Source organism: Cellvibrio sp. PSBB023 (genome assembly GCF_002007605.1).
Lineage (GTDB): Bacteria > Pseudomonadota > Gammaproteobacteria > Pseudomonadales > Cellvibrionaceae > Cellvibrio.
In genome coordinates, this window is sequence record NZ_CP019799.1 from 81,726 (window position 1) to 101,862 (window position 20,137).

Here is a 20,137-nt window from a genome sequence, read left to right on the forward strand (position 1 = left end):
ATGACAATTAGTAACGTAGCAAAGCTATATCGATATGAGTCCGACAAAGTCGCTCAAAACAGAGCGCAATATACCCGTGAAACCGCGTTTGAGGTGATCCGTGCACACAATTGCGATGTCAGCTATCAGTTAGCTGCAGGTACATCGCAAACAGTGACAGAGGCAAAAACCATGGCTCAGTCACCATGGCGATTTGAGTTAATTGAACGCGGCCCAATTGTGCCTGGCAGCGTGATATTGCAGGTGGCGGGTGAACTGTTCTTTGATGATGGTGAAGGCAATATTGTGCGCAACTACTCGACATCAACGGGAGCCGGTACGGTAGTTGGTCTGATCGATTATGAGTCAACCAGGTGCACAATTGATAACTACACCGGCAGGCCGTTGACTGCAACGGTCACACCCATTGCGATAGTTGTGGGTGATGACTGGAGCGTACTAAATCGCACTACATTTCGCACATCCGCTGCGCCACTACGCCCAAATGGATTTAATGTGCGCGCTGATAATGTGGAGAGTGGTGTGCAGTACAACGGTCAAGCAGACAACCAGGGTGTGATAACGGGCGATGGAATTACCGGTGATGTCGATTTACAAAAAGGTCTAGCCGAAATTACGTTTCCTGCACCGGTACTTGCATCTACCGTTTTTTATAACGCGGTCTCGTACAAACAAATCCCATTGGATCCGGCCATTCTCGGTTTGGATCCAGTGCGCCTCCCGTCTGATGGCCGCGTCCCAATTCTGCGCGATGCAGATATTTTGGTTATCACTCACACCCAAAAAGATTTGGTAAATGCCCCAGCGGCAGGCTTGGTGGTTAACGCCGGGCGTGATCGTTTGCACGATGCCTGGTTTGAGGATTCGCAGGGTACTCGATTGGCACCAGCGCAATACACTCTGAATAAAGAAGTCGGTACCGCCACACTGGCCACACCGTTTATCGCGCAAGATTTGGAGAGTAATGCGCTCGTAGGTGATTTGTATTTTGTGCATCGCATCGATGACATGGCGCTCTGCACTGAAGCGCGTATTGATGGCACATTGCAGCTCGCACAACCGCTGTATCACGATTTCCCGGCGGATGATACATGGGTCGCGTCAGCGGTTTATTTGGGGAACTTGCGTGGGCGTGTTAAAGATTTCGCATGCTACGTAACAGATCCCGGTTACGGCGGCACGGGCACTCCATCCAATGGCCAATACAACCTGGTTAATTACCCAATTGCTATCGATAACCGTGGCAGCGTACCGGAGCGCTGGAAAATTATTTTCACAGGCACAACTGCATTCCGATTGCTGGGTGAACATCGCGGCCAAGTAGCGACTGGATCCACCGCTGCCGATTTTTCCCCTCTCAATCCGCAATCTGGGACACCGTTTTTTACTATCAAATCAGACGGCTGGGGTGGTGGCTGGGCAACAGGCAATACTGCAGTATTTGAAACAGAAGCCGCTGCAGCACCGCTGTGGTTAATACGCACAGTATTGCCAGGGCAAGCAACGGTGGAAGATGACTCGTTAAAAATTGAATTGCGTGGAGATCATAACTGATGACTGTAACTATTTATCGTTCCACTGATGTTGGTGCGCCTGCGCTGCCTGCAAACTCCAACTATGTAAAAGCCAGTTTTTTCATGGATATTATCAAGCAGTGCTTGGTGACGGGTTATGGTAGTAAACCAGGTGCGGGTTGGACATTGCGCTATGAAGATACTACTGCGAATAAACGCCGCTTGGCTGTGAGTAATGGTAATGGGGTGATGGAGTTTATTACGTGGGGCACAACAAGTATCGCCATGGTGATGTGGGACTCTATAACAACTCCCGGTACAGGGCGTCTATATGATGATAGTTTTGCTAGCGTGATGAGTACTGGGGTAAATGGATGGAAAAGTCCGCTAGTTGCAGCCCCAGGAACTGCAAGTGAAAACATCTTTGCTCTAAACGTGGTAAATATGCATACAGGTTTTGCTGCGAGTATTGCCTGGACGGTTTTTGCAAATGACAAATCAGTTTGGGTCTTATTTCACTATCCAGCGGGCTCTGCTGAATCAGAGGGCACCGATGCGTTATCTACGCTAAGTACTATTCATGTTCAATTATTCTTTGGCGCAGTAAAAAGTTCAGATTTAGCGCGTGATCAGGCTGGTAATTTTTTTGCTATGTCTCCGACTAGGGCACCTGCAAACGGCGCTAGCTCATCAGCGAGCGGCCTCAATCAAATTAGCTTTTATTGGGGTTTACGTACACCTCAAAATACAATTCCAGGTGTAGCAAATAATTCCATTTTTTCACTGGCTTCATGGGTTGATATTAATAATGCTGCAGTGAATCCGTATAGCTCTATACGTGTATTAATTCCTGTCGCTGTAGGCTACATAGGCACAGATGTTGTTAGGCCACCAGCCTTGGCTGGAAATAATGGTAATTATCTGTTCGGCGCTATTCCTGGATTAGCTCAATTCGCATCAGCGGGCAATCAGTTGCACTATTGGCTGTATTTAAATATAGAAAGAGGCGCTACGTGGAACATGCAGACATATACAGTCAATGGCATTGACTGGATGCCATGGACATTATCGGGCGGGTCCGCAAGTTTTGGGAATTGCGGAATTACTGATGACTACAACTGGTGGGCGTAAATGACTCTATCTGTCATACGTAGCGATGTAATTTTTAATAGTCAATTAGACTGGGTTGAACTGCCTGTCACAACATTCGACAGCGATCCAGACCCATTGCCTGTATTGCAAATTTATTCAGGCGGACTACAGCTGAATGCGCAGATGATTATTGAAACTGCCGGCGTCGTGAGAATCCCACGTAAGTTGTATCCAAGTTTTATCTCGTTCATCGGTCAAAAGCGTAACGAGTCAAAAGCATATATCGCGCTCAACGTCGATTTATTTGGTGCCGTTGTTTTTAATTTATATGCAGTTGATGAAAGCGGCAGTAGTGGTGGCGGCTCTGATGGTGATTACCGCGTAGCAGGCACTGTGAAAATAAATAGTGTTGCTGCGCAACGCGACCTCGTTGTTATCAGTGATAACCCTGGTGCGCGGGCAGTTGTCGGCGAGGGAGCGAGTGCTGGTGACGGTACATTCGATTTAACCTACAGCAACTGGGACGGCGCTGTATTCGTGGTTGCAGTGGATAATTACGGCGCTGATTTTATTGCCAGCGCAGCGCTCAATGCCGGTACTGTTGTACACCCAACTACACCCAATGGTTATGTTTATGTAGTAACCGAAGCTGGCACAACAGGAGCCGTTGAGCCAGCCTGGATCACTACCGGTTCGGTGGTGAGTGGCAGCGTAACATTCGCACCGCGTGAATATTATCGTCCTGTTGGTTGGGGGCCGCAAAAAGGCGCGCTGGTAGAGTAATGGCCTACATCATTGAACCCTGGAATGGCATTGCACTCAATTTAAGTGATGGGCCATTCACACACTCAAATCCACTGGCAATTGATTTAGATTTTGTGTGGATCAGCTATCCACCGTTCCCCTGGTTTAATCCATCCATCACCGTCGAATATTTAGCACCGATGTTTGCTGCCAGTGCTGCCAGCTCAACTAGTCATCTACAACAAACTGCCGCGATCAAAACTGATAATTCGCAATTCGTTTTGTGGGGAAACGCTGGGGCGACACAGCATAGTTCGCGCATTAGATTCAATGTGGCAAACACGAGCGACTGTGCAAGCATAGCGATGTGGACACTCGCAGATATTGCTGAAAGCCAACAAACTATGAACTGGGGTTACACCGCTACTGCTGACCAGCAACACACAGTTGTGTGGGGTGTTGCGCAACCGAGTGACCGTCGCGATTTCGTTAGCAGTTGGGTAATGAATACGCGCTACAGGGATCGCATCGCAAATATGGATTGGTTCAGTGTGAACTTGAACGGATTTGTATATGACGACAGTACAGCCATGTTGGCGCTACTCAATACCGATGCCCCGCTCGCAATCAATTTGGATTTTTCAGGTGTGCCCAACACATTAGGCAGTGCTACAAAAATCCGTTTGCAATTCGGCTACGTAAAGCCAAAACGCCCAAGTGTTCCGCACGACATCACCAGACATTTGACTGCCCGTAAAGCAACCCCACGCGATACAAGCCGACTCATTCCCTGGGGGGCAGGTACGAGTGTTTGGAACAACTGGAACCTGCCTTACCCAATTGATACGGGGCCACCAATTCCCCCCGATCCCGTCGACCCTCCCATCAGAAAAATCGTGTACTTAATTATGAACACTCTACAAATTACCGACGCTGCAACCGGCACCCCGCTCGATATCCAGGGCGTGAATATTTCAGTCGATATCGACTCATTAAGTTGGAAATTCTCTGGCACGGTTTATGGTCAAGGCACGCTGGATTTAGTGCGCCCGGACGAAAGCGGGATGAAGGATATTCGCGTCGTCATTAACACCCATGAATGGGTGTTTAGCATTGAGCGCTACACCAGTGACGAAAAGTTCCCAACAACTAAATTTTCAATCTCTGGTGTAAGCCGCACGCAATACATGGCGGCACTGTTTGCCCCAGTTCGGTCATACACCAACAGCAGTGCGACAACAGCAGCACAGGCCGCCAATGCGGAACTGGAGAACACCGGTTTTGCTCTGGTTTGGCCGACTGCGGGCGACGGCGATTTACCTGATTGGATTATTCCGGCAGGTGCGCTCAGCTACCGCGATAAAACACCTGCCCAAGTGGTTGCGCAGATAGTGACTACTGCGGGTGGGGTGATGATTCCGTCGATGAATGATGACAGCTGGATAATCCAACCGCGCTATAAATCATCGCCCTGGCAATGGGACGCGGTGACTCCCGATGCGGCCATTTATATAGGCATGGTGCGGAGCCGTTCTGCACGCTATGAGCCAGCACCAGCCTACGATTCGTGTTTTGTGAGTGGTGTTAGCCAGGGCGTATCAGTCGATGTTCAGCGTGCTGGTTCCGGCGGCCTGAATCCGATGCCTGACGTGCTGGATGATCTCATTACAGCTGCTGCACCGGCCATAAGTCGTGGCCGCAATGAGTTGGCCGCAACGGGTAATAAGGTTGTGGAGACGTTAAGCGTACTCATCCCCGAGCAAGGCGCCGCGCCTGGCATCCTGCGCCCAGGGCAGATCATCACAGTAACGCACGACAACCCGGACAGTGACTACGTTGGTTTGGTTATTGCGAATAGCATCAGCGTACAAAAGGCCGGTGGTGCTGAAATCTATCAATCAGTCACACTGGAGCGTCGCGCATGAGTACAGCAAACCCATGGGTCAAATTCAAAAGGCTGCTGCAGGGTGAAGGCCGTGCGGTGGTAACGGTCGTCAGCAATAATGGTGATGGCACCAGTACAGTGACTACGCGAGGCGGTGTTCCTATTATCGTGAAGGGCGAAGCTGTTTCATCAGGGGCAAAAGCGATGATTGAGGGCGGTGAGCTACGGTATGAGGTGCCCAACTTGCCTAGTTCTGTTGTGGAGGTGTGATAAGCTTCAGCGGCTATAACAACACTTAAGGAGTTCAATTATGGATGCAGCAGACATCAACCGCCCCAAACCCAGTAACAAGCCAAGGCTCAACCCCGGTTATACCCCTCAAAAAGTTAAGCCAGATCAAAAACCACAGGCTGCCAGGATGATCTTTTTACTGGGTGTCATCACCTTGGCCATGAGTGCGTTCCTTTCTATGTACACCTACAGGCTTTTTGACAACCCGCTGGCATTCTTATGCCTTTTCTCCGGAGTCGTGACTTTTGCCTTCTGTGCAGGGTTTTCAGCAATCATCAACCTACTTGATGAAATCCGTAAAAACACCGACAAGTAGTTTTGTATAGAGCAATTCTTTTTCAAATGGGGCAATAAGATGCCCCATTCATTTATCGCGCAAAAAGCCGCAATTTATCGCGCGCGGCATCATTTATAGCGGATGTTTGGTTATTGGGCGATTTTTGCCTTGCGCACTAACTGGATAAATTCAGTGCGGTAGCCGTAGTCATCCATGCCTTTATTGGCGCGCGCCAGTTCAATCACCTTGTCGTAAGTAAAATCACCGGCGTAAGGGTTGCCGCGCAGCAGTTGCGCAAATCCCGCGACTGCGGTGGCGAAATTGACTTCGCGTTGATGGAGCGGGCTGGTGCTGTTGTTGTTTGCGGTGATCGGCTTCTCTATCAATTGGGATTTTGGGTCGCCCGGTAATTTATAACGCAAGCGCAAGAAAGCATATTCGCTATTTTTTCCAGTAACCGGTGTGCTTTCTTTTTGATAACGGCTCTCTTCCAGTAATCCACTCTCTGCACCCACTGGGGTAATTTCATAAATCGCTGTCACCCGCTGGCCTGCGCCAATTTCTCCGGCGTCGACTTTGTCGTTGTTAAAATCCTCCTGCTTAAGTGCGCGGGTTTCGTAGCCAATCAAGCGATATTCCTTGACGGTATTGGGGTTAAATTCCACCTGGATTTTTACATCCTGTGCAATGGGAAATAACAGCGATGTTGCTTCTGTAACCAATACTTTTTGCGCCTCGCTCAGCGTGTCGATATAGGCCGCCGTGCCGTTACCGTTTTGCGCCAGGGTTTGCATTAATGCATCCTGATAATTGCCTTGACCAAAGCCGAGTACCGATAAATAAATTCCTTTTTCGCGTTTGCGTTCAACAAAATCCTGCAGGGCATCATCGTCAGTTTGGCCGACATTAAAGTCGCCATCGGTAGCGAGAATAATGCGGTTTACGCCGTCTTTATTGAAATTCGCTTCGGCCAATTGGTAGGCGAGGGCGATACCTTCGGCGCCCGCCGTACTACCACCCGCTTGCAAATTATTTAATGCGGCGAGAATTTTTTGTTTCTCGCTAACTTTTGTGGGCTCCAACACTGTGCCGGCTGCCCCCGCATAAACGGCAATGGCAATGGTGTCGTCGGGTTTTAGTGTATCCAGCAGCAAACTCATGGATTGTTTCACCAGCGGCAATTTGCCGGGTTCGTCCATCGAACCGGACACATCCAGTAAAAACACCAGATTGGAGCGCGGGATTTCACTCGCTGCCAATTGATAACCCTGAATGCCAATGTGGATTAATTTATTACCTTTCGTCCAGGGGGAATCCATGACGTTGGTGTAGGTTGCAAAGGGCGTTGTCCGATCTTTGGGTGGCGTGTAGGCATAATCAAAATAATTAATCAGTTCTTCACTGCGCACGGCATCCTTGGGTGGCAGTTGACCATTGTTGAGCATGCGTCGCACAAAACTGTAAGAGGCGGTATCCACATCGATGGAAAATGTAGACACCGGGTTGGCGCTCACGGCGATTACACCGTTTTCATCCACATCGCTAAAGCGATCGCGAAACTGTGGCGCGGGCTGCGCAAGGCTATCCTGCACTGCGTAAGCGGGTGCTGGTACGGAGAGCATCATGGGTTGCGCATCGGCCATCATTTTTGCTGCCGGTGCTGCTGCATAAGCTTGCTTGCTGCGCGCCAATTGGGCGGATTCCAGGCGTGCCATTTTTTTCGCTTGCTCTTCAGCTAATACTTGTTGTGCACCAGTGATGACAACTTCTTCAACGGCGTCGTGTTCGCTGGTGTGTGGTGTATTCAAGGGCAGGCTGGATACAGTCGCTGTCACATCGCTGAGCGATGGATCAATCATTAGCTGTTGCATAAATGTCAGCCCGGCAACAACGGCAAGGCTGGATGCTGCAATACCGGAGACAATGACCGGTTTTTGCCAGAAGGGGCGATTATCAAAACCTGTGTTATTGGTTGCGTTATTCATGGAATGAGTCCCGTGATGGTTGGTGTCACGGGTAAGACGCAAGTGCTGCAATAATCCTTGGAAACGATTCGATTTTTTTTCGGTGTTGCTGTGCTGCGCAGCGCTATTGTCCTGCGCAACGCTATGTTCTGCTGTGTGCTGCGCATTAAACGCCGCCATGGCTGCTGCCATATGACGCGCTTTAACATCGGCATCCGGTGCAGGGGGGGCTGTTGCAACAGGGCTTGCAGGTCGTGTTGGTTCATATCGCTGTCATTCATAGGCTTTTTGTTCATAGGGAAGGCTCCCAACTGCCATCGGAATCTTGTTGCCGGCGCTGAAGTTGTTTGCGAATTTCATGCAATCGCCAGGACACGGTGGACTCTTTCAGGTGCAGCACTTCAGCGGCTTCGGCATGGCTTAAACCTTCACCGTGCACCAGCAAGGCCGTCTCTTTGAAACCCTCGGCCATCTGATCGAGTAGGTGCAGCAATTGCTGCAAATAGATACTGTTTTCGGCCCGCTGATCGGGCGCTTGCTCTGGTTCTATCCAGTTGTCGATATTGTCGTATTGGTGGCGCTGCTGGCTTTTGTGCCAATCCTTGGCGCAGTTAATAACCAGTCGATAAAGCCAACTGCTAAACGCTGCTTCAAAACGAAATTGGCCGATGGACTGTGCGAGTTTTATACATGCGAGTTGAGTGATGTCTTCTGCATCGCTGCGATGACCACACCAGCGATAGGCAAAACGGAACATAGTGTCGTAATGCTGCGCCAACAATTGCGCAAAGGCCGCACCATCGCCCGCTTGCGCGTGGCGAATCAGCGTGGGGTGATCCGCATCAGTCATAGCATTTCCATGGCGGTCAAAGAGAATCGGAGAAAGAAAAAGGCTGGTCATATCCCTTGGACGAGCCTTTGGTGCAAATCCTTGGTAACGGCGAAAAAATTAATGACGCACTGATGATTCTGTGGTGGTCACGGGTTCATCTGGCGCCTGCCACGCAATCGGTGGCACCAGCGGGCGTTTTTTCTGTAGCTTGCAGATTTGTTTGAACAGCCACAAGCGCCAGCGAACAGGGAAGCCGGGTTTGAGGCTGCCTGCCAGTACCGAGTTGATGGCTTGTGGCAGGCTCAGGGTGGGGCGGGGCGACATGAAGACTTCGCAAGCGCTATTGTCGTAATAGGCATCGATCAATTGGCGCATGGTGCCAATTTGCGTTTTTAGCGAGTGGGTGTAGGCCGCGTAGAGTTTGGTTTCGCGTTGCGGCGATGGGGATTTTTTTAACGCGGCGGCGATCTGATCAGCGGCGAGCAAACCGGATTCCAGGGCGAGGTACACGCCGGAGGAAAATACCGGGTCGATAAAGCTGGCGGCATCGCCCACTAATAAGCAGCGTTCGGCAGCAAAGGTTTCGTGGGAGAAGCTGTAGTCGGATTCAATGCGGTAATCGCCCAAGGGTGTGGCCTGGGCGAGGGCTTGGGTCAGGAAGGGCGATTCTTTGACCTTGCGCCAGAAGAGTTGCTCCCAGCTTTCGTCTTTTGCGCGGCCGCCATTTTTTTGCAGCACGACGCCCACGGAGGTGACCGTTGGGGAAATCGGGATAGCCCAAAACCAGGCGTGCTCAAGGCGCAGCACAATCACATCGCCCGCTTGTTCGCCTTCATCGCGCTGCATATGTTCAAAGTGATTAAACACCGCCATGCGCCCGGGGTAAGGCAGGGCGGATTTGGCGAGCTTCATGGCGCGGCCCATTACACAGTGACGGCCACTGGCATCAATCACCCAATCGGCGTTGATCAGTTGTGCCTGGCCGGCGTGGTTAGCCTCTATTTGCCAGCCGTTAGTGGTGCGAGTGACTTTGGTGACGGGGCATTGCTCCCAGACTTGGGCGCCGCAACTGTCGGCATGGCGCAGCAGGATTTCATCAAAGCGGGCGCGTTCGACTTGATAGGTCATATCCAGCCCTTTTACCCAGCCCTGTGCAAACACATTGCGCACGGTGCGGGAGCGATCGGCGAGGGTAAATTGGGCGCCGCGTTTCTCGATAAAACCGGCAGCGGCTACCTTCTCCCACACACCAATCTCTTTCAGGATGCGGTTACCGTTGGGCAGCAGCGATTCGCCAATATGGAAGCGGGGAAACTGCTCGCGTTCCAGCACCAGAACATCTACTCCCGCTTGCGCCAGGCGAGTAGCTGCCACGCTGCCCGCCGGGCCGCCGCCAATCACTACCACTTGGTGTTTTTGGGCGCTATTACCGGGTGTCGGAATATCTTGCAGTGGCTCACCAACAAAATGTTGACGGTTGTTGGTATCGGTGAGAGTGGTGCGTGCATGAGCGCCAGAAATAGTGTTGTCCGATAGCGGGTTCATGGTGCTTCCTTCGGTGTTTGGCACACAAGCCTGGGCAGGGGGAATCTTCGCGGGCGCGAGTATAAACAGGCTGCTTTGCCAAAATCCAGTGTTTGACGCCAAGTGCCCGTTTGCCTCAATCCGGTCTGGTTTCCGGCTGAACGAAAATTCGGGTGCTCGGTGGGGTTGACGGTTTTTTTTACACTTTGCTTTGTTTGTGTGATGTGGTTATCACTATATTGCTGATTATGATGACAATTTTGCGGGTGGCTCGGTATTTGCTGATTTAAACGCCAAGCGATGAGTATTTATCAACCCCTCATCACAATAATCCACTAAAGGGCTTCATCATGTTAAAACGCATCCTTTCTGCTCCTGTGTTCGCTGTGTTGTCTGGCTTGCTGTTGGCAGCATCAGCGCAGGCTAACTTGATTGTTAATGGTGGTTTTGAAGACAACACCGTAGCGGCTGGCAACTGGTCTTATTTCTCCTCTTCTGCGGTGAATGGTTGGGACGGTAGCAACATTGAAATCTGGAACAACTTTGGTGGTGTAGTTGCACCGGAAGGCAACCAACACGCTGAGTTAAATGCGCACCCTTACACTGGTGGTGTTTTCTCTATCTACCAAAGTTTCGCCACGGTTGTGGGCCAAATCTACGACGTATCGTTTTTTTACAGTGCGCGTGAAAGTGCGAATGAATCCTTCCATTTCAGCGTAGGCACCCTGGCTACCCTGATCAACGATCACACTGTTGGCACCTGGAACCAATTTACCGGTAGCTTTGTGGCTAACAGTAATTTCAGCACCATCACCTTCACCACTACCGACAACTCTACCGTTGGTAACTTTCTGGATGCTGTCGTTGTAACCACTCGCACCAGCGTCGATGAAGCCAGTTCACTGATGATGTTGGCCATAGGTATGTTGGGACTGGTATTGGTAAGACGTAAAGTTCGCGCCTGATTGTTGCTCGGCTTGTAAGTGATGAGAAGAAAAGCACAAGTTTAATTTTTACCTTTCTTCGTCCCATAAAAAAACCGCTCGTTGAATCTGTCGCGAGCGGTTTTTTTTATGCAGCGCTAATCCGTTTTACTGGATGGTTGTCATCTGCAGGTTTTTGTTGATGTCGCTGACCAGGTTATTGACCCAGCTATTGTAGTTGCGGTGAATCAGGCGTTTGCCTTTCTTCTCTTTGTAATCCAGGTTTTCACTGGATACATAGGTGATAACCACTTGCGAGCGGTCATGGGTAATTTTGACTTGCGCGCGGTGTGAGCGTATCGACAGGGTTGCATCAATCACTCCAGGCTGTTCTTTGGCAACGGCCCAGCCACGGTTGATCATGGCGCGCTTAATTTCCGTGCTCACCTGAGCTGAAGTGAGGTTGGAGGGAACGGCGATGGGTGCTGGATCAATCAGATCAGCGGCCATCAGGTTGAGTGACAGCAACAGGCCCACAGTCAGTGCGGCTAGTCTGGACAGGTGTTTCATTGGATCTCCCTTCCTCGCAAATGAGGAAACTGAATAGATAGTAAGGTATTGCTCCAGGCTGGAGTGGGCGCAGTATAAACGCCTTGTCAGGCGCCAGTCACCTGCCCTCAAGCCTGGGGAAAGCGCCGGATTTTCTCGCGCAACAGGGCGAGTTGCTGCGGTTGTTGTTGATAGGCAATCTGCTCAAACAGCCGCGCGATAATACTGAGCGCAGCGTGCCAGCGCGGTTCGCTGTGACTGACGCGGGCGATAAAATCCCCGGCGGTTTCGCCCTGTTCGCGCACATAGCCTTGTGGTGCCAGTTTGCGCTCCAGCGATTGCAGGGCGCGAATTTCCGGGCGCAATGCAGGGCTTTGATGGCTGCGCAGCAGGGCCCAGGTGGCCAACGCGGCGCCCAGTAACCCCAGCCCGATCAGCCACAGCGTCATTCGCCAGGCCTCTGTGCCGCCGAGCAGACGGGAGAGCAATCCCTCCTGGGTTTGGCTGTCGTAATTCAATACCCAGCGCTGCCAGACAAAGGTCGCCGCATCCCAGCGCAGGCGCAGGTTGTAGAGCAGGGTGGAACCGCTCCAGTTGCTGTTGACCAGATTCTGCTCATCGGCGCTCAGGGCATTATCCAGCCCTTGTTCTATACGGTTGGGGGCGACAACGGCGGTCGGGTCGATGTTGCGCCAGCCTTCGCCCTCAATCCATACCTCCGTCCAGGCGTGGGCATCGGACTGGCTGACCAGCAGGTAGTTCTCCAGTGGATTCCAGCTCCCGCCCTGATAACCCACTACCACTCGCACTGGGATATCCGCCGCACGCAACAGTAGGCTAAAGCTGCTGGCAAAGTGCTCGCAAAAGCCTTTTTGGGTCGTGAATAAGAACTCATCCACCGAGTGCTGCCCCAATACTGGTGCTTGCAGGCTGTAGGTGAATTCGCGGTTAAACAGGTTGAGCACGCGCTCAATAATGGCCTGATCGCTCAAGCCTTCGGCGCGCCATTGGGCGGCCAGCGCCTGTGCTTGGGGGTTGCTGCCCTGAGGCAGGCGGGTGTAAGCCGCGCGCTCGCTGTTCGTCAGCGCCTGTGGGGGCGATGGCGCAAACGCCAGTGCGGAAATGACCTGGTAGCGCAAACGCTGGGCGACAGGCACGGAGTTGAAGAGCAGGTGGTCGCGGGTGATACGAATCGGGCGATAGTTACCCGGGGCGCTGGTGCTTTGCGGCGTCATCAAACTGAACAACCAGGGCTGGCCGTGGGGTTCCAGAATAATGCTGTAGGCCACCGATTCTTCCGTGAGTGGCTCCTCATCTTTCACCTTGGGCGCTATCCCCCAAGGGTCGCGCTGGCGCCAGGTGCGGCCATCAAAACTGTCCAGCACCAAGCCGCGCCAGTAGAGTTGGCTGGGCGGTGGCGGTGTGTCGCGGCCAATAAACTCCACCCGGAAAGCCGGTGCACGGCTCAGTGCTAACTGGCCAAAGTCGCCGGGGGACATGCTATCGCTAAACCCGGTTTTAGCGGCTTGCTGGTTGGGGATTGCCCACAGTGGCCCCAAGCGTGGAATCACCACAAACAGCACCAGCATGATGGGTAAGCTATGCCATAGCAGGCGCCAGCCAGCGCGCAGGCGTGGGCCATTGGCTTGGGCGCTGGTGAGGTAGAGCGAGCGCCAACTGGCGAGCAGGATGAGCAGGCAACCCAGGCTGTAGAGCGCAGCCAGTGGGCTTTGGTTGAACAGCAGTTGGCTGGCAGTGATGAAAAACCCGATAAAGATCAGTAACTGGGCATCGCGCGCGGAGTTTACTTCCAACAACTTGAGCACAAAGGTGCAGGCCAGCAGGCCTACCATGGTTTCGGTGCCGGTTTTACCGGCATAGCTGGCCAGTAGCCCCCCAGCGCACAGCAGGGTCAGCAGGGTTTTGACTGTGCCGCCGGGAGCGCCCCAGCGACCGCGAAATACCTGGGTGCGCCAGAAACCCGCCATGGCCCACACCAGCCACAGCCAGAGGGGCAGGTTGATCAGCAGTGGCAATACCAGCAGGGTTTGCATGACCAACAGCCAGGCGAGTTTGTCGCGTGCCAGATACTCCTGACGCGGGCGTGGCGCTGATCCCTTGCGTCTAGTCCACATAACCAGCCTCGCGCGCCAGGTTAAATTGAGCCAGCGCCTTGAGCACCGCTTGCAGGTGATAATCGCCCAGCGCGGGTGCCAGGGTCAGGCCGGGCAAGCTCAAGCCGTAGGGAATTTGCTGGCGCTCATAATGCAGTGCCCAGTAGCACAGGCCCGATAGGCGCAGCTCCTGCAACTGGTTCAGGTTGTGCCAGTCCAGCCATTTTTCCGCAGAAAAATAAGCCTCATATTCTTTGGTAAACAGCCCCTTGTGCTGCGCAAACTGTTTCCAGGCAATGTGTTTGATGGGATCGCCCGGCTGGTATTCGCGCAGGCCGCTAAAGTCATCGCCGCCGCGGGTGCTGGTGCCGCCTTCTTCGCGCCCGCTGCTGGCGAGGTGTTGGGGTTCATCGATGGCCACCGGCGCAGGGTAGATCAGTGCTGCCGCCTCCAGGTTCAGCCAGCTCCAGCAGCGAATAATGCCCAGTGGGAAATGGCTCTGGATTAACAGTCGCCCGGGGCGTAAATAGCCGCGCTGGCGGCTAGGCACTTGCAGGCTCACGCGCTGCGGCGTTGCCGGCGCGAGCGTCAGGGTGCGTGCTTCGCCATCGCCCCAGCGGATTTCCACATTCTCACAGCCGTACCGGTTCCGGGTGCTGAGTTCCAGCACAAAACTGGCTGCTTCTCCCGCAAAGGCCGGAGTGGCCTGCACAAAGCGCACACTGATACCTGACAGGTTGGCAAAAGTATGGTGGATGGCCACAACAAACAAACTGACCATTAAATAGCAGAGGGCGAGAATCAGGTTGTTTTGATAGTTGGTGCCCAGCAGCCAAATCAGCAGCGTCATAACCAAATACAGGAACCCGGTGCGATTGGGGAAGATGTAAAGGTTTTTGCGATTGAGGCTAATCTGGCGCGCGGGCGGAACCCGTTTATCAATCCAGCGAAAGAAGTGGCGCTGCCAGGCGGCGCGCCAGTCACTGCGAATGCTCATGGCCTTATCTCGCCCTTACGCCAGCACATTCACGCTGTCGCGCAGGTGTTTGACCAGCGGTTCACTGTCGCTACTGTGACCCGTACCGCGCACCCGGTGGCCGACCACGGCATAGAGCACGGCTTGCACATCCTCCGGCACCAGATAACTACGGTTGTGAATCAGTGCCCACGCCTTGGCGGCGCGCAGTAGCGCCAGCGCTCCCCGTGGTGATAAACCATAGCTGAAACGCGCATCGCTGCGGGTAAAGGCCACCAGTCGTTGCACGTAATCCAGCAGTGAATCACTGGCACTGACTTGCTGCACTGCTTGTTGGATGGCCGCTAATTGCTCATTGGTCACCAGCGGTTTCAAGGCGCGAATGCGCGCGCGCGGATCCACCCCTTCAAACAATAAACGCTCGGAGGCTGGGCTGGGGTAGCCGAGGGAGATGCGCATTAAAAAGCGGTCAAGCTGGGATTCCGGCAGGGGAAAGGTGCCGCTTTGCGACAGGGGGTTTTGCGTCGCGATCACAAAAAACGGGGTGGGCAGGGGGCGGCTTTTGCCTTCAATGGTGACCTGGCCTTCCTCCATGGCCTCCAGCAATGCGCTCTGGGTTTTGGGTGAGCTGCGGTTGATTTCATCGGCGAGCAGTACCTGGGTAAACACCGGCCCGGGATGAAATTTAAAGACACCTTGCTCGCGCTCAAAAATGGCGACGCCGAGAATATCGGCGGGCAGCAAATCGCTGGTGAATTGCACTCGCTCAAACTTGAGCCCCAACACTTTTGCCAGGCAGTGGGCGAGGGTGGTTTTGCCCATGCCGGGTAAATCTTCAATCAGTAAATGGCCCTCCGCAAACAGGCAGGCCAGTGCAAGGCGAACCTGTTGATCCTTGCCCAATAAGACTTGATCCACTTGGTTGATAATGCTGCTAATCAGTGAGTGCATGAAGAATCCGTATCAAAAGTGTTATTGCCCCGGGTGCGGGCGACAGAAATAGCAAAAGGTGAGTGCACCATAGCCCAGAGCGCTTGCGGGGTGAACAAGGCATATATAAAGAAACGCAAATCTGCCAAGTGGATAGCAACTGTAGCCACTTGCCTGATACGCCATAAGCGGAAAAACGGATGGGTGGCAACAGTGCATCAGGCCACACTGACTACACAATTGCGGCCGGCTTGCTTGGCTTGGTAAACGGCTTTGTCAGCGCGAACAAACCACTGTTCGGCGCTGTCACCTTGCTGTAATTGGGCGCAGCCAAACGAGGCCGATATAGGCGCGCCGTCTGGCGCTTTGAGGTTGGTAATAATCTGGTTGCGCAATTCCTCGGCGATGGTCATCGCATCGTCCAAGGCTGTGTTGCGGGCAATCACCACAAACTCTTCACCGCCAAAACGAAACAGGCGATCTGTTTTGCGCACGCGCTGCACCAGTAAATCGGCCAGTTCTACCAGCACTTTGTCGCCTGTACTGTGGCCGAATTTATCGTTAATGGTTTTAAAAAAATCCAGATCCAACAAAATAAGTGTGGCGGGAATTTGTGCGCGGGCGTGATCCTGAATGGACAGTTCCAGTTCGCTATTCATGGCGCGGCGGTTGCCGAGTTGGGTGAGGGCATCCTGTGTGGCATAACCTTGCAGCAGGGCGCGCTGGCGCTTGGTAAGCAGCGCAAAGGTGTAAGCCATACTGCCGCAGATTAATAAACTGGAAATCATCGCGAAGATTTCAGTGTTGGTATTCAGGCGTGACGCTATAGGCAAAACCGCCAGAATGGATAGTAGGTTGGCAGTCAGCGCGGCATTGGTGCTGAGCAAAAAAAAGTTGGCCAGAATCGCGGGGAATAACCAGAACACAAAAATGGGTTCGTTTAAATGGGTCACTGCCACGGCACCGGCGGAGTAGAGAATCGCCGTCACTATCGACACAGTATTTGAGGCTTGGCCGCGAATATAGGTGATGAGCGCACTGCCCAGTGCGACCACAACAATCGCCAGGTCCACCAGTGCATTGAGTAGCTCGCCATGTAAATAGCGAAGCACAATAAACGGCGCTATCCCGATACTTGCTAGAATGGCAAACAAATACACCATGCCGCGTTGGAATTTATTTTTTGAATCGTCAACCTGAGTCACCCGCACCGTCTCCCGTGATAAAGCTTTTTATACGCAGCGAGCCGTTTTTGTTATAGCTCACAGCATAGTCGGGAATCGGCAGGTTTGCTCAATACTTGAACGCTTTATTGCGGTATCTCCTGCGGCATATCAAGCCAGCTCAACATACGTTCCTCCATGTAGGAATAAAACGGATTGGCGTACAAGCGCATGCCGGTACTGGCACTGAGAATGATGGTATTGCTCTCGCCCAATAAATGCAGGCTGCCTAAACGAATACCATAAAATTCATCCGTCCTGGGGGTGAGGCCGTACACCGGATCATCCATGGGAAATGGCAAGGCCACATGGGAGAGCGAAAAGACGCCGGGGGGAAATGCCAGGTTGAGCGGGTGTTCTTGCGGTTGGCCCTGGCTACCGGCAGGGCTGCGCCACTCGCTGACATTCATAGTGGTGGTATCGCTATTGGTGATGGTTACAAAATCATAATTTCGAGGCGTGCGCGCAAAGGTAGTGGCAACAAAGTTGGCTGCTTTGGGGCGGGTGATGGGGGCGTAATTTTGGTGGCGATTAATATCAAACAGCACCAGCTCACTGTGGTTCGCCGGTAAGTAACGATAAAAATGCTGTTCAATGGCAGCGGTTTTTACTGTGGCATCCATCGCCGATTGAAAGGTCAATACCGGCGGTAATTGTTGCAGTTTTTGCTGCGCTGCCAAGCGCTGGATTTTGTGGCGTAGCTGCCGTGAAAAACGGTGCGCCTGCCATGCGCCATTCACCGGAAATGAATTGTATTTGAATGGGTTGTATTCCGGATTTTTACTGAGCCAGCGCTGCGAACTTAACAGCGGCAAGTGACCGATCAGATCCAGCGATTCGCTCAATCCGGCAAAGCGGCTGATACCAATCATTGGCGATAACAAAATAATTTTTGTCGGCGCGCGCAGCCTGGCATCGTCCAGCGCATCCAAACTGTAGTTGAGTGCCAGCGCTCCGCCATTGGAATAACCCAACAGATAAAAAGGCGCCTTATCACCCAGGTGGCGCTGCATTTCTTCGGTAGCCAGGCGCGTTGCGGCTACCCAGTCGTGCCAACTGACATTCAATAAACCCGAGGGTAAGGTGCCGTGACCTGGCAGGCGCACAGCAATCACCATAAAACCCTGTTGTGCAAACCTATGCGCTAGCTGGCGCACGGAATAGGGCGAGTCAGTCAGGCCATGCAGCATGACAATACCAGCGCGAATATTTTCCGGCTTTATGACAAAGCTGCGATTCCAGTTAGTGCTGTGCATGAGCGGATTGAACAGCGAATTGGCTTCGTAACGATAGCTTCCATGGGTATCGGCGTTGCGCAATTCTTCTTGCAATTCCGCAAAGAGTTTATCTTCCTGTTGCAGGTAATCGCTCCATAGATAGGGCGTGGCGCGCGAGCGCGATACCATGTCCGCCGAAAACTCTTGTTGTAATTCAATGCGGTGCCAGGGTTTTGCATTGCGCAGTGTGCTGCAACCACTGGTCAGAATGATGACTGTTAATAACAGCAAGGAAAAAAGTGCAGTGCGGTGTGTGAATTTCCCAATCATATTTCGCCTCTAAACACCTGCCGTTATTGTCCAGATTCCGGTGTGTGTAAAAAATATCCCTGCGCTAAAAAATGAAGTATCTGCACAATCGTGTCCTTGTCTTTCATGATGTAGGGGTGAGAAACCGGCAGCGCGATAAAATCGCGCATGCCGTCAATTTTGGTATTTTCCAGCGATACCTTGCCGTCATCAGGATTGGGCAGGTAAAGCGATAATAGTAGGTTTACGCTGGTCGTTCCCGCAATAACACCCAATTCAAAATCCACCTTGCCCAAGGTGTTTGGCAAGCTCTTCGCGGTTGTGCCCAATTCGTTACCGGCGGGGCCATTAATCCAGCCAAAGACGGGAATAGGTTTTAATTTATCGACAATCTGACTGCCTTTGTTGGGCGGCGCCAGCATAACAACGCGGTGTAATTCGGGAATGGTGTGTTGTTGCAAATACTGGCGCAACACAATCCCACCCAGTGAATGGGTCACAAAGTGAATCCTCGGTGCTGCTGTTTGATGGCACTGCGCCAGCGCCGGGGGAATCGCCTGTTCAGCCAGGTCGGCAATGGGAAAGTGGCGCGACGGATAGTCCACATTCACCACTGTGTAATGCTGCGCGTGCAGTGCGTCGCTGAGCGGCAGCATGGAATCGCTGGTTCGCGCCAAACCGTGCAGCAAAATCACACAGTCGGGTGTTGGTGTTGTGTAATCCCCATAGGTTTCAATACGCACCTCGCGCTGCGTGCTGCAGCCGAGTCCGCTCAAGGTGACAGTCATTATCAGGCAGGAGAGGGCGATCAACGAGCTAAGGGACAATTTCATGCGAGGGGTTCCGGCGATAGTCGGGCGATTATGCCACACTGTGTACCTAACTGAATTGATTCACACTGACAGTCATCTGCCATGAATAACCCCGCTTTATTTGACAGCCACTGCCATTTTGACTTTCCCGCATTTGATAGCGATCGCCTTGTGTTATGGCAACAGAGCAAGGCCTTGGGCCTCAGCGGATTGATCATGCCCGGTGTCAGCCCTGAACAGTGGCCCAGGGCGGCGCGCTGGTGCCGTGAATTGCCGGGGCTATTTTATGCGGCGGGTATTCACCCGCATTGGATTGAACACTGTATTGGGCCACAACAGCGATGGCATCCGGCATCCGATGGCCTGTTGAGTGCACAAACACGGGCGCAGATTGCGACAGTGATTGGTGATGACATTGTGCGCAATAAGGCTCAGTGTGTGGCGGTGGGTGAATGCGGTTTGGATAAATTGATTGCAGTGCCATTGGCCTTGCAGCAACAGCTATTGGGTATTCACATTGAGTTGGCGAATCAATTGCACAAACCGCTGATTATTCACAGCGTAAAAACCCACAGTGAAATCCTTGCCTGTTTTAAACAGCAGCCACCGCGTTACGGTGGTGTTATTCACGCCTTCAGTGGCAGTCTTGAAATGGCACAACAATTTATTGCGCGTGATTTTTTACTGGGCGTGGGCGGTACTATTACCTATGCGCGGGCACAGAAAACCCGCGAGGCATTGCGTCAGGTGCCGATAGAATCTGTGTTGTTAGAAACTGATGCGCCCGACATGCCCCTGTGCGGTAAACAAGGCGCGCGCAACAGTCCACACTACCTGCCGCAGATTGCCCAATGCCTGGCGGAGTTGCGCGGAATTAGCTTGGATGATGTCGCGCAGGCAACACGCCGCAATGCGCAGCGCTTATTTGGTGTGAGCTAATTTATTCTTGGTGAATCCATGT

At 52.7% G+C, this 20,137-nt stretch carries 18 protein-coding genes; 8 read left to right on the top strand and 10 right to left on the bottom strand.

Going from position 1 to position 20,137, the window contains the following annotated elements; all coding sequences use genetic code 11:
* Genes B0D95_RS00425 through B0D95_RS00450 form a run of 6 tightly spaced genes read left to right on the top strand, consistent with a single transcriptional unit; the run spans window position 1 to window position 5,842 of the window.
* Entirely contained in the window at window positions 1-1,554 is a 1,554-nt protein-coding gene (locus tag B0D95_RS00425; RefSeq protein WP_078042045.1) for a hypothetical protein, read from the top strand.
* Window positions 1,554-2,645 carry a hypothetical protein gene (locus B0D95_RS00430; protein WP_078042046.1) on the top strand — a complete coding sequence of 364 codons (1,092 nt, stop codon included), beginning with the start codon at window positions 1,554-1,556 and terminating at the stop codon, window positions 2,643-2,645. The genes B0D95_RS00425 and B0D95_RS00430 overlap by 1 nt, the downstream gene beginning before the upstream one ends.
* The gene (locus B0D95_RS00435; RefSeq protein ID WP_078042047.1) at window positions 2,646-3,389 is read left to right on the top strand and encodes a hypothetical protein; all 744 of its coding nucleotides are present in this window, start codon (window positions 2,646-2,648) and stop codon (window positions 3,387-3,389) included.
* Window positions 3,389-5,275 (top strand): hypothetical protein, encoded by a 1,887-nt coding sequence (locus B0D95_RS00440; RefSeq protein ID WP_078042048.1) that lies wholly within the window; start codon window positions 3,389-3,391, stop codon window positions 5,273-5,275. The genes B0D95_RS00435 and B0D95_RS00440 overlap by 1 nt, the downstream gene beginning before the upstream one ends.
* Entirely contained in the window at window positions 5,272-5,505 is a 234-nt protein-coding gene (locus B0D95_RS00445; protein WP_078042049.1) for a hypothetical protein, read from the top strand. The genes B0D95_RS00440 and B0D95_RS00445 overlap by 4 nt, the downstream gene beginning before the upstream one ends.
* A 40-nt stretch (window positions 5,506-5,545) precedes the next feature.
* Window positions 5,546-5,842, top strand: coding sequence for a hypothetical protein (locus tag B0D95_RS00450; RefSeq protein ID WP_078042050.1), 297 nt, complete (start codon window positions 5,546-5,548; stop codon window positions 5,840-5,842).
* 110 nt (window positions 5,843-5,952) lie between these two features.
* Here the strand turns inward: B0D95_RS00450 and B0D95_RS00455 are convergent, their stop codons facing one another.
* The 3 genes from B0D95_RS00455 to B0D95_RS00465 form a co-directional block, all read right to left on the bottom strand.
* Window positions 5,953-7,959: a VWA domain-containing protein gene (locus B0D95_RS00455; protein WP_246841688.1), complete on the bottom strand. Its 2,007-nt coding sequence runs from the start codon at window positions 7,957-7,959 to the stop codon at window positions 5,953-5,955.
* Window positions 7,960-8,059: 100 nt separating this feature from the next.
* Window positions 8,060-8,617, bottom strand: a complete 558-nt coding sequence (locus tag B0D95_RS00460; RefSeq protein ID WP_149867833.1) for an RNA polymerase sigma factor — start codon at window positions 8,615-8,617, stop codon at window positions 8,060-8,062.
* A 99-nt stretch (window positions 8,618-8,716) separates the two neighbouring features.
* Window positions 8,717-10,144 carry an NAD(P)/FAD-dependent oxidoreductase gene (locus tag B0D95_RS00465; protein WP_078042052.1) on the bottom strand — a complete coding sequence of 476 codons (1,428 nt, stop codon included), beginning with the start codon at window positions 10,142-10,144 and terminating at the stop codon, window positions 8,717-8,719.
* Window positions 10,145-10,473: 329 nt separating this feature from the next.
* On the opposite strand from B0D95_RS00465, the gene B0D95_RS20500 reads away from it, so the two are divergent.
* On the top strand, window positions 10,474-11,088 hold the full coding sequence (locus tag B0D95_RS20500) for a hypothetical protein (RefSeq protein ID WP_078042053.1): 615 nt from the start codon (window positions 10,474-10,476) through the stop codon (window positions 11,086-11,088).
* Window positions 11,089-11,214: 126 nt separating this feature from the next.
* On the opposite strand, the gene B0D95_RS00475 is transcribed toward B0D95_RS20500, so the two are convergent.
* The 7 genes from B0D95_RS00475 to B0D95_RS00505 form a co-directional block, all read right to left on the bottom strand.
* Window positions 11,215-11,616, bottom strand: a complete 402-nt coding sequence (locus tag B0D95_RS00475) for a hypothetical protein (protein ID WP_078042054.1) — start codon at window positions 11,614-11,616, stop codon at window positions 11,215-11,217.
* A gap of 107 nt (window positions 11,617-11,723) precedes the next feature.
* Window positions 11,724-13,730: a DUF3488 and transglutaminase-like domain-containing protein gene (locus tag B0D95_RS00480; protein WP_078042055.1), complete on the bottom strand. Its 2,007-nt coding sequence runs from the start codon at window positions 13,728-13,730 to the stop codon at window positions 11,724-11,726.
* The gene (locus tag B0D95_RS00485; RefSeq protein WP_078042056.1) at window positions 13,720-14,706 is read right to left on the bottom strand and encodes a DUF58 domain-containing protein; all 987 of its coding nucleotides are present in this window, start codon (window positions 14,704-14,706) and stop codon (window positions 13,720-13,722) included. Before B0D95_RS00485 ends, B0D95_RS00480 begins: the two co-directional genes overlap by 11 nt.
* Window positions 14,707-14,721: 15 nt before the next feature.
* Window positions 14,722-15,636, bottom strand: a complete 915-nt coding sequence (locus B0D95_RS00490) for a MoxR family ATPase (RefSeq protein ID WP_078042057.1) — start codon at window positions 15,634-15,636, stop codon at window positions 14,722-14,724.
* Window positions 15,637-15,833: 197 nt separating this feature from the next.
* On the bottom strand, window positions 15,834-16,820 hold the full coding sequence (locus tag B0D95_RS00495) for a GGDEF domain-containing protein (protein ID WP_246841689.1): 987 nt from the start codon (window positions 16,818-16,820) through the stop codon (window positions 15,834-15,836).
* Window positions 16,821-16,924: 104 nt separating this feature from the next.
* A complete protein-coding gene (locus B0D95_RS00500; protein WP_078042058.1) occupies window positions 16,925-18,385 on the bottom strand; it encodes a carboxylesterase in 1,461 nt (486 codons plus the stop codon).
* A 23-nt stretch (window positions 18,386-18,408) separates the two neighbouring features.
* Window positions 18,409-19,197: an alpha/beta fold hydrolase gene (locus B0D95_RS00505; protein WP_078042059.1), complete on the bottom strand. Its 789-nt coding sequence runs from the start codon at window positions 19,195-19,197 to the stop codon at window positions 18,409-18,411.
* Window positions 19,198-19,278: 81 nt separating this feature from the next.
* Here B0D95_RS00505 and B0D95_RS00510 point away from each other — a divergent pair, with 81 nt between their 5' ends.
* Window positions 19,279-20,115, top strand: a complete 837-nt coding sequence (locus tag B0D95_RS00510; RefSeq protein ID WP_078042060.1) for a TatD family hydrolase — start codon at window positions 19,279-19,281, stop codon at window positions 20,113-20,115.
* Window positions 20,116-20,137: the final 22 nt, after the last annotated feature.

Bases quoted from the DNA above. Each gene is read 5' to 3' on its own strand.
- B0D95_RS00425 (WP_078042045.1), top strand. From the start codon at position 1: ATGACAATTAGTAACGTAGCAAAGCTATATCGATATGAGTCCGACAAA.
- B0D95_RS00430 (WP_078042046.1), top strand. From the start codon at position 1,554: ATGACTGTAACTATTTATCGTTCCACTGATGTTGGTGCGCCTGCGCTG.
- B0D95_RS00435 (WP_078042047.1), top strand. From the start codon at position 2,646: ATGACTCTATCTGTCATACGTAGCGATGTAATTTTTAATAGTCAATTA.
- B0D95_RS00440 (WP_078042048.1), top strand. From the start codon at position 3,389: ATGGCCTACATCATTGAACCCTGGAATGGCATTGCACTCAATTTAAGT.
- B0D95_RS00445 (WP_078042049.1), top strand. From the start codon at position 5,272: ATGAGTACAGCAAACCCATGGGTCAAATTCAAAAGGCTGCTGCAGGGT.
- B0D95_RS00450 (WP_078042050.1), top strand. From the start codon at position 5,546: ATGGATGCAGCAGACATCAACCGCCCCAAACCCAGTAACAAGCCAAGG.
- B0D95_RS00455 (WP_246841688.1), bottom strand. From the start codon at position 7,959: ATGGCAGCAGCCATGGCGGCGTTTAATGCGCAGCACACAGCAGAACAT.
- B0D95_RS00460 (WP_149867833.1), bottom strand. From the start codon at position 8,617: ATGACTGATGCGGATCACCCCACGCTGATTCGCCACGCGCAAGCGGGC.
- B0D95_RS00465 (WP_078042052.1), bottom strand. From the start codon at position 10,144: ATGAACCCGCTATCGGACAACACTATTTCTGGCGCTCATGCACGCACC.
- B0D95_RS20500 (WP_078042053.1), top strand. From the start codon at position 10,474: ATGTTAAAACGCATCCTTTCTGCTCCTGTGTTCGCTGTGTTGTCTGGC.
- B0D95_RS00475 (WP_078042054.1), bottom strand. From the start codon at position 11,616: ATGAAACACCTGTCCAGACTAGCCGCACTGACTGTGGGCCTGTTGCTG.
- B0D95_RS00480 (WP_078042055.1), bottom strand. From the start codon at position 13,730: ATGTGGACTAGACGCAAGGGATCAGCGCCACGCCCGCGTCAGGAGTAT.
- B0D95_RS00485 (WP_078042056.1), bottom strand. From the start codon at position 14,706: ATGAGCATTCGCAGTGACTGGCGCGCCGCCTGGCAGCGCCACTTCTTT.
- B0D95_RS00490 (WP_078042057.1), bottom strand. From the start codon at position 15,636: ATGCACTCACTGATTAGCAGCATTATCAACCAAGTGGATCAAGTCTTA.
- B0D95_RS00500 (WP_078042058.1), bottom strand. From the start codon at position 18,385: ATGATTGGGAAATTCACACACCGCACTGCACTTTTTTCCTTGCTGTTA.
- B0D95_RS00505 (WP_078042059.1), bottom strand. From the start codon at position 19,197: ATGAAATTGTCCCTTAGCTCGTTGATCGCCCTCTCCTGCCTGATAATG.
- B0D95_RS00510 (WP_078042060.1), top strand. From the start codon at position 19,279: ATGAATAACCCCGCTTTATTTGACAGCCACTGCCATTTTGACTTTCCC.